General features: G+C 70.8%; 9 protein-coding genes, 1 pseudogene and 1 riboswitch. Of the genes and pseudogenes, 2 read left to right on the top strand and 8 right to left on the bottom strand.

All coding sequences use genetic code 11. The features are described from left to right. Positions 1-229 precede the first annotated feature (229 nt). A complete protein-coding gene (locus tag QSK39_RS39630) occupies positions 230-1,690 on the bottom strand; it encodes a cytochrome P450 (RefSeq protein ID WP_285482972.1) in 1,461 nt (486 codons plus the stop codon). Positions 1,691-1,944: 254 nt separating this feature from the next. Further along, a complete protein-coding gene (locus tag QSK39_RS39625; RefSeq protein WP_285482971.1) occupies positions 1,945-2,850 on the bottom strand; it encodes an AraC family transcriptional regulator in 906 nt (301 codons plus the stop codon). Between the two features lie 82 nt (positions 2,851-2,932). On the opposite strand from QSK39_RS39625, the gene QSK39_RS39620 reads away from it, so the two are divergent. Then, positions 2,933-3,334: a pyridoxamine 5'-phosphate oxidase family protein gene (locus QSK39_RS39620; RefSeq protein ID WP_285482970.1), complete on the top strand. Its 402-nt coding sequence runs from the start codon at positions 2,933-2,935 to the stop codon at positions 3,332-3,334. Positions 3,335-3,374: 40 nt separating this feature from the next. Here the strand turns inward: QSK39_RS39620 and metE are convergent, their stop codons facing one another. Together metE and QSK39_RS39610 are read right to left on the bottom strand one after the other, a co-directional pair. Next, positions 3,375-5,612, bottom strand: a complete 2,238-nt coding sequence (gene metE, locus QSK39_RS39615) for a 5-methyltetrahydropteroyltriglutamate--homocysteine S-methyltransferase (RefSeq protein WP_285482969.1) — start codon at positions 5,610-5,612, stop codon at positions 3,375-3,377. Between the two features lie 99 nt (positions 5,613-5,711). Then, positions 5,712-5,913: riboswitch (cobalamin riboswitch) on the bottom strand. Between the two features lie 3 nt (positions 5,914-5,916). Next, positions 5,917-6,825 (bottom strand): alpha/beta hydrolase, encoded by a 909-nt coding sequence (locus tag QSK39_RS39610; protein WP_285482968.1) that lies wholly within the window; start codon positions 6,823-6,825, stop codon positions 5,917-5,919. Between the two features lie 103 nt (positions 6,826-6,928). On the opposite strand from QSK39_RS39610, the gene QSK39_RS39605 reads away from it, so the two are divergent. Further along, positions 6,929-7,285 carry a DUF2255 family protein gene (locus tag QSK39_RS39605; RefSeq protein WP_285482967.1) on the top strand — a complete coding sequence of 119 codons (357 nt, stop codon included), beginning with the start codon at positions 6,929-6,931 and terminating at the stop codon, positions 7,283-7,285. Positions 7,286-7,330: 45 nt separating this feature from the next. On the opposite strand, the pseudogene QSK39_RS39600 reads toward QSK39_RS39605, so the two are convergent. The 4 genes and pseudogenes from QSK39_RS39600 to QSK39_RS39585 all read right to left on the bottom strand — a co-directional run. After that, positions 7,331-8,407, bottom strand: a pseudogene (locus tag QSK39_RS39600) (ribonucleotide-diphosphate reductase subunit beta); the annotation flags it as partial. Positions 8,408-8,417: 10 nt separating this feature from the next. Continuing rightward, positions 8,418-11,315, bottom strand: coding sequence for a ribonucleoside-diphosphate reductase subunit alpha (locus QSK39_RS39595; RefSeq protein WP_285482966.1), 2,898 nt, complete (start codon positions 11,313-11,315; stop codon positions 8,418-8,420). A gap of 314 nt (positions 11,316-11,629) precedes the next feature. Further along, the gene (locus QSK39_RS39590; RefSeq protein WP_285482965.1) at positions 11,630-12,229 is read right to left on the bottom strand and encodes an acetoacetate decarboxylase family protein; all 600 of its coding nucleotides are present in this window, start codon (positions 12,227-12,229) and stop codon (positions 11,630-11,632) included. Next, positions 12,226-13,056 carry an enoyl-CoA hydratase-related protein gene (locus QSK39_RS39585; RefSeq protein ID WP_285482964.1) on the bottom strand — a complete coding sequence of 277 codons (831 nt, stop codon included), beginning with the start codon at positions 13,054-13,056 and terminating at the stop codon, positions 12,226-12,228. Before QSK39_RS39585 ends, QSK39_RS39590 begins: the two co-directional genes overlap by 4 nt. Positions 13,057-13,163 lie beyond the last annotated feature (107 nt).

Raw genomic sequence — 13,163 nt, 5'->3', positions numbered from 1 at the left:
GTCCTGGCGCGGCACCGGACTCAGGCACACTCCACCTCTTCACGCGCAAGTCAGGCCAGTTCAGCCGTGGTGCCAGGGGATCATGAAGCAACACCGGGTACCCCTCGCCCGCGACCGATGCCACGCCATCACGTGTGTCACGGGGTGTCTACCGGCTGAACGAGTGAACGAATCTCCACAAGCGGTAACTTTTTGTCACACGGTGTTCGCGGTGGCGGACAGTGTCGGGTCAGCGAGGCGCGAGACGCACGGGGAGACCGTCGGCGGGCACCGGCAGGGACACGTAATCCCACTTCGCGGTGTAACTCTCCGGAACCGACCAGCGATGGGCCCGCAGCATTTCGTGCATCAGCAACTTCACCTCGAGCCCGCCGAAGTGGAGCCCGATGCACTTGTGCGCGCCGCCGCCGAAGGGCATCCACGCCATCCGGTGGGACTTGTCCTCGCGGCGCGGCTCGGCGAACCGCTCGGGGTCGAACGCGAAGGGGTTCGTCCAGCACTCCGGCGCGAAGTGGTTCACCGTGGGCGAGACGCCGCACAGGGTGCCCGCGGGGATGTAGTGGCCGAGCACCTCGGTGTCCTTGACGGTCTGCCGGGTCAGCGACGGCACCGGCGCGACCAGCCGCAGTGCTTCCTTCATGACGAGGTCGAGGGTTTCGAGCCGGTCGATGGCGTCGATGTCGAGGATGTCGTCGCCGAGGGCGAGGGACTCCTCGCGGGCGCGTTCCTGCCACTCGGGGTGCTTGGCGAGGTAGTACGCCATCGCGCTGCTGGTGATGGTCGTCGTGTCGTGCGCGGCCATCATCAGGAAGATCATGTGGTTGACGATGTCGGTGTCGGTGAACCGGTCGCCGTCCTCGGTGGTGGCGTGGCAGAGCGCGGTGAACAGGTCGTCGCCGTCGGAATTCCGCTTCGCGGGCAGGGTTTCGCTGAAGTAGCGTTCGAGGACCTTCCGGCCGTGCAGCCCGGCCGACCAGCGCCCGCCGGGCACCGGGAAGCGCACCAGCGCGGTGCCGGCGCGCACGGAACTGACGAACGCGCGGTTGATCCGGTGGGAGTCGGCGCCGCTGCGCATGCCCATGAAGACGCGCGTCGCGACGTCGAGGGTCAGCTGCTTGAGCGCCCAGTACAGCCGCGGGCGCTCGGTCGATCCCCAGCTGGCGACGCCTTCGCGCAGTGCCGGGCCCATTTCGTTGACGTAGCCGGTGAGCCGGTCGCGGGTGAAGGCCTCCTGCATGATCCGGCGGTGCAGGTGGTGCTCGCCGAAGTCCATCAGCATCAGGCCGCGCTCGAAGAACTTCTCGATGAAGAACTTCCAGCCTTCCTGCGAGAACGCCTTGTCCTTGTTGACGAGCGCGATCTGCGTCGCCTCCGGCCCGGACAGCGCGACGATCCGCCTGCCGAAGCCGCCGGTCCACGACACGGGGCCGTAGAGCTCGTGGCGGCGCAGGCCGAAGGCGGGGCCGAAGCGCATCATCTCGAGCATGTGCCCGACGACCGGCGGGCCTTCGTCGCCGAGGACGGGCTTGAGGCCGCTGCCGGCGGGCGGCGTGGCGAGCTCCTTGACCGGCCAGCGCGACTGCAGCCAGCGTTCGTCGACGCGGTGGGGGAGGCGGAGCGAGGTAAGGGGCGGCACGCGTTCGCGCAGTGCTTCGGTGGCTCGGCTCACGGTGCCCGGCAAAGTGACCATCTCCCCGCTGAGATCGGCGACACCTCCACGATGCACCCTTGTTGACGATGTGACAACAGGTTGAGGTGTCCTCTTTTCGGGTGGCTTCTCAGCGCACCGCCGAGCGGCGGCGCGGGCTCGGTGACGCGTGGCGTGGATCGGCGTGATGCGGGCGTGCGTGGCGCGGCTGGAAGTCGCCCGAGTTCGCGGGTTCGCTCGGCTCGGCTCGGGTCGTGTCGGTGATGCATGGCGCGGCTCCGCGTGATGCCGGCGGATTACCGGACGTGCGCCGAGCGGCGGAAGTCGCTCGGGTTCGCGCCCCGGACCCGCTTGAACGCCGCGCTGAACCCGAACGCGTCCGAATACCCGACCGTGCGGGCGACCTCCGCCACGGTCTTGTCCCCGCTCTCGGCCAGCAGGTCGGCCGCGAGCGCCATGCGGCGGTGGGTGAGGTACGTCAGCGGCGGCTCGCCCACCAGGTCGGTGAACCGCTTGGCCAGCGTCGACCGCGACACGCCGGTGCGGCCGGCCAGCGATCCGACCGTCCACGGCGCCGCCGGTTCCGCGTGCAGGAGGCGCAGCGCGTGGCCCACCACCGGGTCGCGCTGGGCGGTCCACCACGCCGGGGGCTCGCCGCCGGGGCGGTCGAACCACTCGCGCAGCGTGCAGACCAGCATCCAGTCCAGCAGCCGGTCGAGCACCACCTGCTGCCCGGGCGCGTCGACGGCGACCTCGGCGGCGAGGTGGTCCAGCACGGCGTCGCCCGTGCCGCCGCCGGCGACGCGCAGGACCGTGGGCAGCGCGTCCAGCAGCCGGGCACCGATCTCGCCGCGGACCGGGTAGGCGCCGACGATCACCGTCGTCGCGCCGTCGCCGGGGTCGTGCCAGCCGCGCCGGTACCGGGTCCCGCCCTCCACGCAGTGCTCGCCGCACGCGACCGGCTCGGCGCCCGTCCCCGGCTCGTCGACGAACGTGAACGTCCCGGGCCCGCGCACGACGACCGTGTCGTAGGCGTTCAGCGGCTCGGGCTCGCCATGCTCGGGCACGACCCAGCCGCCGCCGTCGAGGACGGTGCACAGGGTCAGCGGCGCGCCGTCGACGAAGTGCAGCGCCCAGGGCGCGGAGAGGGCCGAGCTGCCGAACAGCGAGCCGTGCGCCCGCAGGTCACCGAACGCGTCCACGTCGTCGAGATTAGACGATCGGACAGGCATTCCGGGGTCTCGCCCATGGGATCGTCCGAGCGGATCGGGTTGACTCGACGCCATGACCGCGTTGACCGAACAGGACCTCGAGTTCCTCCGCCGCCCATTGCATGGATTCCTGACCGTCGCCGGCGGCCAGCCGCGCCCGGTGTGGTTCGAGGCCACGCCGGACGGCGTCGAACTCTTCACCGAACCGGACTCGCCCAAGGTGCGCCGCCTGCGCCGCGACCCCCACGCGTCCCTGATCGTCGCCGCGCCGGTGGGGGAGCGCGAACGGTGGGTTTCGGTCACCGGCCGCGTCACGCTGGAACCCGGCGGCGCGCACGACCTCGCCGCGCGCCTGGCCGCCCGCTACTGGGACCTCGACGACCCGGTGCGCGCCGCCGACCTCGAGGGCATCCTGGCGACGGACCAGCTCCGGCTGGTCATCCACCCGGAAACCGTGCGCCGGTACACCTACTGAACGGGGCCCCGGGCGGGTGCTCCCGCCCGGGGCCCCGGCCTCAGTCCAGCTCGGCGCGCACCTCCCGCGCCGCCGCCACCAGGTTCCGCAGCGCCGGCTCGACCTCCGCGTACCCGCGCGTCTTCAGCCCGCAGTCCGGGTTCACCCACACCCGCGATGCCGGCACCGCACCCACCGCCGTCCGCAGCAGGGAAGCCACTTCGTCCGCCGACGGCACCCGCGGCGAGTGGATGTCGTACACCCCCGGCCCGACGCCGCGGCCGAAGCCGCCTTCGTTCAGGTCCGTGAGCACCTCCATCTTCGACCGCGCCGCCTCGATCGACGTGACGTCCGCGTCCAGCGCGTCGATCGCCGGCAGCACCTCACCGAACTCCGAGTAGCACATGTGCGTGTGGATCTGCGTCGCGTCGGCGATCCCGGACGTCGCCAGCCGGAACGCCGACACCGCCCAGGCGAAGTACTCGTCGTGCCGCGACTGCCGCAGCGGCAGCAGCTCCCGCAGCGCCGGCTCGTCGACCTGGACGACGCGGATGCCCGCCGCCTCCAGGTCGTGCACCTCGTCGCGGATCGCCAGCGCCACCTGCCGCGCCGTCTCGCCGAGGGGCTGGTCGTCGCGGACGAACGACCACGCCAGGATCGTCACCGGGCCGGTCAGCATGCCCTTGACCGGCTTCGCGGTCAGGCTCTGGGCGTAGCGCGCCCACTCGACGGTCATCGGTGCCGGCCGCGAGACGTCGCCGTAGAGGATCGGCGGGCGGACGCAGCGGGAGCCGTAGGACTGCACCCAGCCGTGCGCGGTCGTGGCGAACCCGGTCAGCTGCTCGGCGAAGTACTGCACCATGTCGTTGCGCTCGGGCTCGCCGTGCACCAGGACGTCGAGCCCCAGCTCTTCCTGCAGCCGGATGACCCGCTCGACCTCGGCACGCATCGCGGCGGCGTAGCCCGCGTCGTCGAGCGTCCCGGCGCGGTGCGCGGCTCGCGCGCGCCGGACGTCCAGGGTCTGCGGGAACGACCCGATCGTCGTGGTCGGCAGCGGCGGCAGCCCGAGTGCGGCCTGCGCCGCCGCCCGTTCCGCGTACGGCACCCGGGCGACGTCCGGGAGCGCGGCCAGCCGGTCGCGGACGGCGGAGTCGGCCAGCTCGGCCGCCGAGGCCCGGTCGGCGACCGCGGCCCGGGCGGCGGTCAGGTCCGGGGACTCGCCCTGCAGAGCGCGCCCGAGCAGCACGACCTCGTCGACCTTCTGCCGCGCGAACGAAAGCCAGCTCGCGAGCCGCGGGTGCAGGTCTTCCCGCGTGACGTCGTAGGGCACGTGCAGCAGCGAGCACGACGTCGCCACGCTGACGGACTTCGCGACGCCGAGCAGGGTCGCGGCCCGGCTCAGCGCGCGCTGCGGGTCGGTTCGCCAGACGTTGCGCCCGTCGACGACCCCGGCCAGCACCTCCTTGTCCCGCAACGCCGGTTCCGCCGCCACCGCGTCCACAAAGGACTCGTCGGTGACCAGGTCGACGGCCAGCGCGTCGATCGGGGCGCGGGCCAGCACGCCGAGGCCGCGGCCCAGCCCGCCGAAGTATCCGGCGACCAGCAGCTTCGGCCGCGCGGCCGCCTTGCCGAGCCAGTGGTACGCGCGGATCAGCGCGTTCAGCTCGGCCTCGGTGCGGTCGGCGGCGAACGCGGGCTCGTCGAGCTGCACCCACTCGACACCCTCGTCGTGCAGTCGCGCCAGCAGGTCGGCGTAGCGGGGGAGGAGCGCGTCGAGCAGGTCCAGGGGGTCGAAGCCGCCGATCCCCTTGCTGAGCAGCAGGAACGTCACCGGCCCGACGAGCACCGGCCGCGTCTCGATGCCGAGCGCGCGGGCCTCCCGGTACTCGTCGAGGGGTTTGGTCCCGGCGAGGGTGAACTCGGTGTCCGGGCCCAGTTCCGGGACGAGGTAGTGGTAGTTGGTGTCGAACCACTTGGTCATCTCGAGCGCCGGCGCGTCCTGGATGCCCCGCGCGGCGGCGAAGTACGTGTCGAGCCGTGAGAGCCCCGGCCGCGCGGGCAGCGCGCCGAACAGTTCGGCCGTGTCCAGCACGTGGTCGTAGTGCGAGAACGTGTTGGACGGGATGGAGTCCAGGCCGGCGTCCCGCAGGTCGAGCCAGGTCCGCTGCCGCAGTTCGCGCCCGACGGCCAGCAACGCGGCCTCGTCGATCTTGCCCGCCCAGTAGCGCTCCAGGGCGCGCTTGAGCTCCCGGTCCGGGCCGATCCGGGGGTAGCCCAGCACAGTGGTGCCGATGGTCACAAGCTCTCTCCTCGCGAGCTGGTCCGAAGAGTCCGGACGCGCGCGAAGGCGAGCGTTTCGGTCGTGCCCATCCCGCGAGGCCCGGACTCGCGCACGCCGTCGGCGCGCGCACCACGGGCAGGTCTTCGGACTCGTGGGCGCACTGCTCGCGCCTACCGGCCGTCGCTTCCCAGGCTCGCGCCCAGTGCTTCATGACGGCTTTCGTTCCCACTCACCGCTGCGGGGCAGTCCCGGATTCGCACCGGGTTCCCTGTTGCCTCCCCGGGGCGAACCCCGGGGAACCAGTGGCGGGTCCGAGTCTAGGTCACTTGTCCAGGGCGACGGCGAAGAAATCGGTGAGCTTGCCGACAGCGAGGTCGATGTACTCGCGCTTGTCGTAGAGGTCGACGTGGCTCGCGCCCTCGATCCAGTGGATCTCCGCGGGACCGGTGGCCCGCCGGTGGGCTTCCAGCCCCATCCACGCGGTGACGGCGCGCTCCCCGAGGATCTGCAGGATCGGGCGCGGGCCGATCAGCGGCACGGCGTGGAAGACGTCGCCGGACGCCATCTTGTCGACGCTGTCCCAGGTGAGGAACTTCGCCGAGCGCTCGTGGTAGCCGCGGGCGCCGCAGTAGTACTCCCAGCCCTCGATGCCGTGCTCGCCGCCGAGGGCACCGGCCTGTTCCGCGGTCTCCGGGAACATGGTGAGCACACCGGGGTCCTCGCCGCGGGCGGCGGTCGTGCGGGCCTGCGCGGCGGCGTCGAGCAGGCCCTGGAAGACGGCCGGGTCCTGGGTGCCGTCGGCGCCGTAGCGGAACTGGCGGGCAGGCTCGGCGGTGCACACGGTCGCCACGGCCTTGACCCGGTGATCGCCCCCGGCGGCGGCGAGCGAGTAGCCCCCGGAGGCGCAGATGCCGAGCAGCCCGATCCGGCCGGCGTCGACCTCGGGCCGGGTGGTGAGGAAGGAGACGGCGGCCTTGAAGTCTTCGACCCGCTGGGCGGGATCTTCGAGGCCGCGCGGCAGGCCGCCGGACTCGCCCTGGTAGGCGGCGTCGAAGGCGAGGGTGACGAAGCCGCGCTCGGCCATCAGGCGCGCATAGGTGCCGGAGGTCTGTTCCTTGACGCCGGTACCGGGGTGGCCGACGACGAGGGCCGCGCCGGTGGCGTCGTCGGGAACGTAGAGGTGGGCGGCGATGTCGAGGCCGACGCTGGGGAAGGTGACTGTCGTGGTCATGTCTCCACCTTCGGCCCGGGGTGCGCGGCGGAAAAGACGAGAGTTCCTGCCTGGGCAGGATCCTGCCCCCGCACGCGCACGCCGGGAACTCCACACTGGAGGCATGAGCACCTGGACGCCCGAAGACCTCACCTTGCTGGCCGAGAGCTACTCGCTCGTGCTGACCGCCGGCGACGGCGACGAGCCCGGGGCGGAGATCGGGATGGCGGTCGCCGGCGGCGCGGTGTACGTCCGCGCCCATCGCGGTGTCCGCTCCCGCTGGTACCGGGCGGCGAGCGAAGCCGGGCACGGCCGGATCCGCGTCGGCGGCGTCACCCGCGAGGTCCGGCTCACGACCGGTCCCGAGCTGCCCGCCGGGCTCGACGCGGCCTTCGCCGGCAAGTACGGGCCGGTGTCCGAAACACTCGTCGCGAGTCCGCAGGCGCGGGCCGCGACGATCCGGATCGACCCGGCGGCGTGAAAAAGCCCGGCCACACCAGGAGGTGTGGCCGGGCTCAGCGGGAGATCAGTCCCAGTCGAGCGCGCCGCCCGACTGGTATTCGATGACGCGGGTCTCGAAGAAGTTCTTCTCCTTCTTCAGGTCCATCGCCTCGGACATCCACGGGAACGGGTTCTCGGTCTCGCCGAAGATCGGCTGGAGGCCGATCTGCTGCGCGCGCCGGTCGGTGATGAAGTGCATGTACTGCTCGCACAGCTGCGCCGACAGGCCGAGCATGCCGCGGGGCATCGTGTCGCGCGCGTACTTGACCTCGAGCTCGCACGCCTCCTTCAGCATCCCGCGGACCTCTTCCTGGAACTCGGGCGTCCACAGGTGCGGGTTCTCGATCTTGATCTGGTTGATGCAGTCGATGCCGAAGTTCAGGTGGATCGACTCGTCGCGCAGGATGTACTGGTACTGCTCGGCGATGCCGACCATCTTGTTCCGGCGGCCCAGCGACAGGATCTGCGCGAAGCCGGTGTAGAACCACATGCCCTCGAAGATCACGTAGAACGCGACGAGGTCACGCAGGAACGCCGTGTCGGCCTCCGGCGTCCCGGTCTTGAAGTCCGGGTCCTCCAGGTGCTGCGTGTACTTCAGCGCCCACGCGTCCTTGTCCGAAATGGACGGGACCTCGCGGTACATGTTGAACAGCTCGCCCTCGACCAGGCCGAGGCTCTCGCAGATGTACTGGAAGGTGTGCGTGTGCACGGCCTCCTCGAACGCCTGGCGCAGCAGGTACTGGCGGCACTCGGGGTTGGTGATCTGCCGGTACACCGCGAGCACGATGTTGTTGGCCACCAGGGACTCCGCGGTCGCGAAGAAGCCCAGGTTGCGCTTGAGCATCTGCCGCTCGTCCTCGGTGAGGCCGTCCTTCGACTTCCACAGCGCGATGTCGGCCTGCATGGCGACCTCGGTCGGCATCCAGTGGTTGTTGCAGCCGGCCAGGTACTTCTCCCAGGCCCACGTGTACTTCATCGGCAGCAGCTGGTTGACGTCGGCGCGCGCGTTGATCATGCGCTTGTCGTCGACGTTGATCCGGGCGGCGCCGACCTCGATCTCCCCGAGGCCGGTCGCGTCCGTGGTCTCCACGTTGGTCATGTTCCCAAGTTCCTTACTGGCAGGCTTCGCAGTCGGGGTCGTCGATGCGGCAGGCGGCGCCTTCGGTGGCGACGAAGTCCACGTCGGGTGCCGGGGCCGGCGACGGCGCCGGGGCGGGCGTCGGCGCGGGGGCCGGAGCGGCCGCGGGCGCCGCCGGGGCCGGGGTGGCCGAGACGGCGTTCAGCTTGCCGTCGGTGCCGCGCAGGGTGCTCTTCTCCACGTGCGTCGCAGACTGCGCCCGCAGGTAGTACGTGGTCTTGAGGCCCTTGTGCCACGCGTAGCGGTACAGCTCGTCGAGCTTGCGGCCGCTCGGCGCCGCGATGTACAGGTTCAGCGACTGCGCCTGGTCGATCCACTTCTGGCGCACCGAACCGGCGTCGACGATCCACTTCGACTCGATCTCGAACGCCGTCGCGTACAGCGCCTTCAGGTCGTCCGGCACGCGGTCGATCTGGCCGAGGGAGCCGTCGAAGTACTTGAGGTCGCTCACCATGACCTCGTCCCACAGCCCGCGCTCCTTGAGGCTCTTGACCAGGTGCGGGTTGACCACGGTGAAGTCGCCGGACATGTTCGACTTGACGAACAGGTTCTGGAACAGCGGCTCGATCGACTGGCCGACGCCGGAGATGTTGGAGATCGTCGCGGTCGGCGCGATCGCCATCACGTTGGAGTTGCGCATGCCGACGGTCTTGACGCGCTCGCGCAGCGGCGCCCAGTCCAAAGTGGACGAGGTGTCGATGTCGAGGCCGTCACCGCGGCGCGCGTCGATGAGCAGCTGCAGCGAGTCGATCGGCAGGATGCCCTTGCTCCACAGCGAACCCTCGAACGACTGGTACTGCCCGCGCTCCTCGGCGAGGTCGGTCGACGCCGAGATCGCGTAGTAGGAGAGGTGCTCCATCGAGACGTCGGCGAACTTCACGGCCTCGGCGGAGGCGAACGGGACGCCGATCTCGAACAGCGCGTCCTGGAAGCCCATGATGCCCAGGCCGACCGGGCGGTGGCGCAGGTTGGAGCGGCGCGCCTCCGGGATCGTGTAGAAGTTGATGTCGATCACGTTGTCCAGCATGCGGACGGCCGTGCGCACGGTCTTCTCGAGGCGCTTCGTGTCCAGGCCCTCGGGGGTGACGTGCTTGAGCAGGTTCACCGAGCCGAGGTTGCAGACCGCGACCTCGTCGGTGGTGGTGTTCAGCGTGATCTCGGTGCACAGGTTGGACGAGTGCACGACGCCGACGTGCTGCTGCGGCGAGCGCAGGTTGCACGGGTCCTTGAACGTGATCCACGGGTGGCCGGTCTCGAACAGCATGGTCAGCATGCGGCGCCACAGCTCCACCGCGCGGATCCGGCGGAACACCTTGATCTCGCCGCGGTCGGCCATCGCCTCGTACTCGCGGTAGCGGGCGGCGAACTCGTTGCCGTAGAGGTCGTGCAGGTCCGGGGTCTCGTTCGGCGAGAACAGCGTCCACTCGGCGTTGGCCTCGACGCGGCGGAGGAACTCGTCGGGCACCCAGTTCGCGGTGTTCATGTCGTGGGTGCGGCGGCGGTCGTCACCGGTGTTCTTGCGCAGGTCGAGGAACTCCTCGATGTCCACGTGCCACGTCTCGAGGTACGCGCAGGCCGCGCCCTTGCGCTTGCCGCCCTGGTTGACCGCGACGGCGGTGTCGTTGGCGATCTTGAGGAACGGCACCACGCCCTGCGACTGGCCGTTGGTGCCCTTGATGTGCGCGCCGAGGCCGCGGACCGGGGTCCAGTCGTTGCCGAGGCCGCCGGAGTACTTGGCCAGCAGCGCGTTGTTCTTGTAGGCCTGGAAGATCGAGTCCAGGTCGTCGTCCACCGTGGTCAGGAAGCAGGACGACAGCTGCGCGCGGGTGGTGCCCGAGTTGAACAGCGTCGGCGTCGAGGCCATGAAGTGGAACGTCGAGAGCAGCTCGTAGAACTCGATGGCGCGGGCTTCGCGGTCGTCCTCGCGGATCGCCAGGCCCATCGCGACGCGCATGAAGAACGCCTGCGGCAGCTCGAAGCGGGTGCCGTCGTGGTGCTGGAAGTACCGGTCGTAGAGCGTCTGCAGGCCGAGGAAGCCGAAGTCGAGGTCACGCTTGGCCTCGATCGCGGCGGTGATCTTGTCCAGGTCGAAGGACAGCAGCTCGCCGTCGACCAGCTCCAGCTCGACCGCGCGGCGCAGGTAGGCGCGGAAGTACGCGGGGTACTCGGCCGCCATCTCGTCCTGGCTGGCCAGGCGCGGCTTCTTCGCGAGGTAGCTCAGGGCCTCGCCGCGCAGCTTGTCCAGCAGCAGGCGGGCGGAGACGTAGGAGTAGTTCGGCTCCTGCTCGACCAGCACGCGGGCGGCCAGGACCTGGGCCAGGGCCAGCTCCTCGGCGCTGATGCCGTCGTAGAGGTTGCGCTTGGCCTCGGCCAGCACCGGCTCGGCGCTGACGTCTTCGAGGCCGGCGACGGCCTCGCCCACGACGTGGGACACGCGGGCCCAGTCGAGCGGGCGCAGGACGCCGTCGGCGCCCTTGACGTTCAGCGAGACCTCGGTCGCGGCCGGCTTGACAGCCTCGCGGGCCTTCATGCGCTCGTCGCGGTAGAGGACGTAGGCGCGGGCGACCTTGTGGTGCTCACCGCGCATGAGCGCGAGCTCGACGATGTCCTGGATCTGCTCGATGTGCAGGGCGGTCTCGGGGCCGGCGTGGCGCAGCAGGGTGGTCTCGACCTGCTGGGTCAGCTCGGCGACGACGTGGTGCACGCGGGAGGACGCGGCGGCGTCGCCGCCCTCGACCGCGAGGAACGCCTTGGTCAGCGCGACCGAGATCTTCCCGGCGTCGAACGGCGACACGCTGCCGTCCCGCCGGATGACCCGGATCGCGGTGGGTGTGTCCGCGGCGGAGGGCCGCTGACCGGTTTCGACTGACATGCGTGTCTCCAAGTTTTCGGGCGCGTCGGATCGCCGCACGGCCTCGCGAGGCCGTGCGCTGCACGTTCTTCAAAGCTGCCCGGCAGTACTCTGCAGCGGTCTCCCCGTCGCTGGGCCCTGCCGGTCACCAGAGACTACATGTAGGGGTCGATGTGCGCGCGGGACCCCAGATGGCGTGTCGCGAGCTCACCCTGCCGGGTTACGTGATCACCCAGAGGCGCAGTTCAGGAGGCGGAGCGGAGGGCTCGCGAGTAGGTTCCGAGGTCGCCGCGAGGAGAGCGGACCACGGGGGCCCGGTGGTCCGGTGGGTCGGCTCAGGCGCCGAAGCGCAGCTCCGACTTCGGGAGCTCCAGGCTCGCCACCGGCCGCCGCCCCGCGAGGTAGCCCAGCGGGCCCTCCGGGTTGAAGCTCCAGTCCGCCGAGGCCGGGCGCGGGCTGACCTTCGCCCCGACCGGGGTCCGCAGCAGGCCGTCGCGTTCCTGGACCACCTCGAACGACGTCGGCAGGCGCACCGGCAGCCCGGCCCGGCGCCGGAACGCCGCCGTCGCGATCCAGTCGTCCGCCGTGGCCGCGGTCGCGGTGAACGTGCGGCCACCGGTGAAGTCCAGCGTCGCCAAGTCCTTCGGGATCGCCCACAGCTCGCGGCCGCCGGCCAGGGACGCCTCGCTGTCGACCCAGATCTCGGTGATCGAGCACGACACACGCCGGGCCTTGATCGACACCGCGGCCAGCAGCTCGTGGTACGCCATCTGCCCGGGCGGGGTGTAGTCGATCCACGCCGTGAAGACGGACGCGTGCCCGGCGATCACCAGCGGCTCGGCGGCGACCTCGGGCAGGTCCGCCACCGGCACGCGCCAGATGGACACCCGGGCGTCGGCGGTCAGGTTCCAGGGCTGCGGCGGGTAGAGGCTCATTTCTCCAGCCAGGGAAGGTAGTCGGGCAGGTCCTCGTCCACGCGCAGGCCCCACGACGGCGGCCGCTTCTGCAGGAACGACATGACCCCTTCGACGGCGTCCGCGTTGGTGCCCAGGCCGCCGATCAGCTTCGAATCGAGCTCGTGCACCGGGAACGGCGACTCGGCGCTCGCCATCCGGTAGAGCAGCTGCCGGGTCACCGCGACCGACACCGGCGCCGTGTTCGCGATGATCTCGCGAGCCAGCTGGTACGCCTCGTCGAGCACGGTCCCGGTCGGGAAAACCTGGTGCACCAAGCCCTTGGCGAGGGCCTCCGCCGCGGGGAACACCCGGCCGCTGATCATCCAGTCCAGCGCCGTGCCCATCCCGACGAGCCGGGGGAGGAACCACGCCGACGCGCCTTCGGGGTAGATGCCGCGGCGGGTGAACACGAAGCCGAACCGCGAGTCCTCCGAAGCGAGGCGGTAGTCGCAGGGGAGCGTGATCGTGCTGCCCGCGCCGACGGCCGCGCCGTGCAGGGCCGCGATCACCGGCTTGTTCATCGTGAAGATCCGCTTCGAGCACCGGCCGGCGGGTTCCTGCCACGCCGCGTCCGGGCCGGTCGCCGGGTCGAAGTCGAAGCCGCCCTGCGACAGGTCGGCGCCGACGCAGAAGTCCTGGCCCGCGCCGGTCAGCACGACGACCCGGACGTCCTCGTCGCGGTCCGCGCGGTCCATGGCGGCACCGAGCTCGTCGGCCATCCGGATCGTGTAGCCGTTGCGCGCCTCGGGGCGGTTCAACGTCACCGTGGCGATCCGGTCCGCGACGGCGTAGGTGGTCTCGGCCATGGTGAGGAAAGTATTGCAGTCCGCCACTACTGGCAAGATGTCAATAGTGTGTCCGCAGCGTCCGGGGTGAAACAATCAGGCGTGCTTGATTTTTCCGGCGGCCGGTG

It is taken from the genome of Amycolatopsis sp. NBRC 101858, from assembly GCF_030269325.1.
In the GTDB taxonomy this organism is placed as follows: Bacteria; Actinomycetota; Actinomycetes; order Mycobacteriales; family Pseudonocardiaceae; genus Amycolatopsis; species Amycolatopsis ponsaeliensis.
Note: the sequence above shows the minus strand (reverse complement) of the source record. Positions and strands in the feature narration are given on the sequence as shown.

What these genes read in the sequence shown, in the direction of transcription:
- QSK39_RS39605 (WP_285482967.1), top strand. Translation starts at nt 6,929, where the DNA reads ATGAGCACCTGGACGCCCGAAGACCTCACCTTGCTGGCCGAGAGCTAC.
- QSK39_RS39590 (WP_285482965.1), bottom strand. Translation starts at nt 12,229, where the DNA reads ATGAGCCTCTACCCGCCGCAGCCCTGGAACCTGACCGCCGACGCCCGG.
- QSK39_RS39585 (WP_285482964.1), bottom strand. Translation starts at nt 13,056, where the DNA reads ATGGCCGAGACCACCTACGCCGTCGCGGACCGGATCGCCACGGTGACG.
- QSK39_RS39630 (WP_285482972.1), bottom strand. Translation starts at nt 1,690, where the DNA reads ATGGTCACTTTGCCGGGCACCGTGAGCCGAGCCACCGAAGCACTGCGC.
- QSK39_RS39620 (WP_285482970.1), top strand. Translation starts at nt 2,933, where the DNA reads ATGACCGCGTTGACCGAACAGGACCTCGAGTTCCTCCGCCGCCCATTG.
- QSK39_RS39610 (WP_285482968.1), bottom strand. Translation starts at nt 6,825, where the DNA reads ATGACCACGACAGTCACCTTCCCCAGCGTCGGCCTCGACATCGCCGCC.
- QSK39_RS39595 (WP_285482966.1), bottom strand. Translation starts at nt 11,315, where the DNA reads ATGTCAGTCGAAACCGGTCAGCGGCCCTCCGCCGCGGACACACCCACC.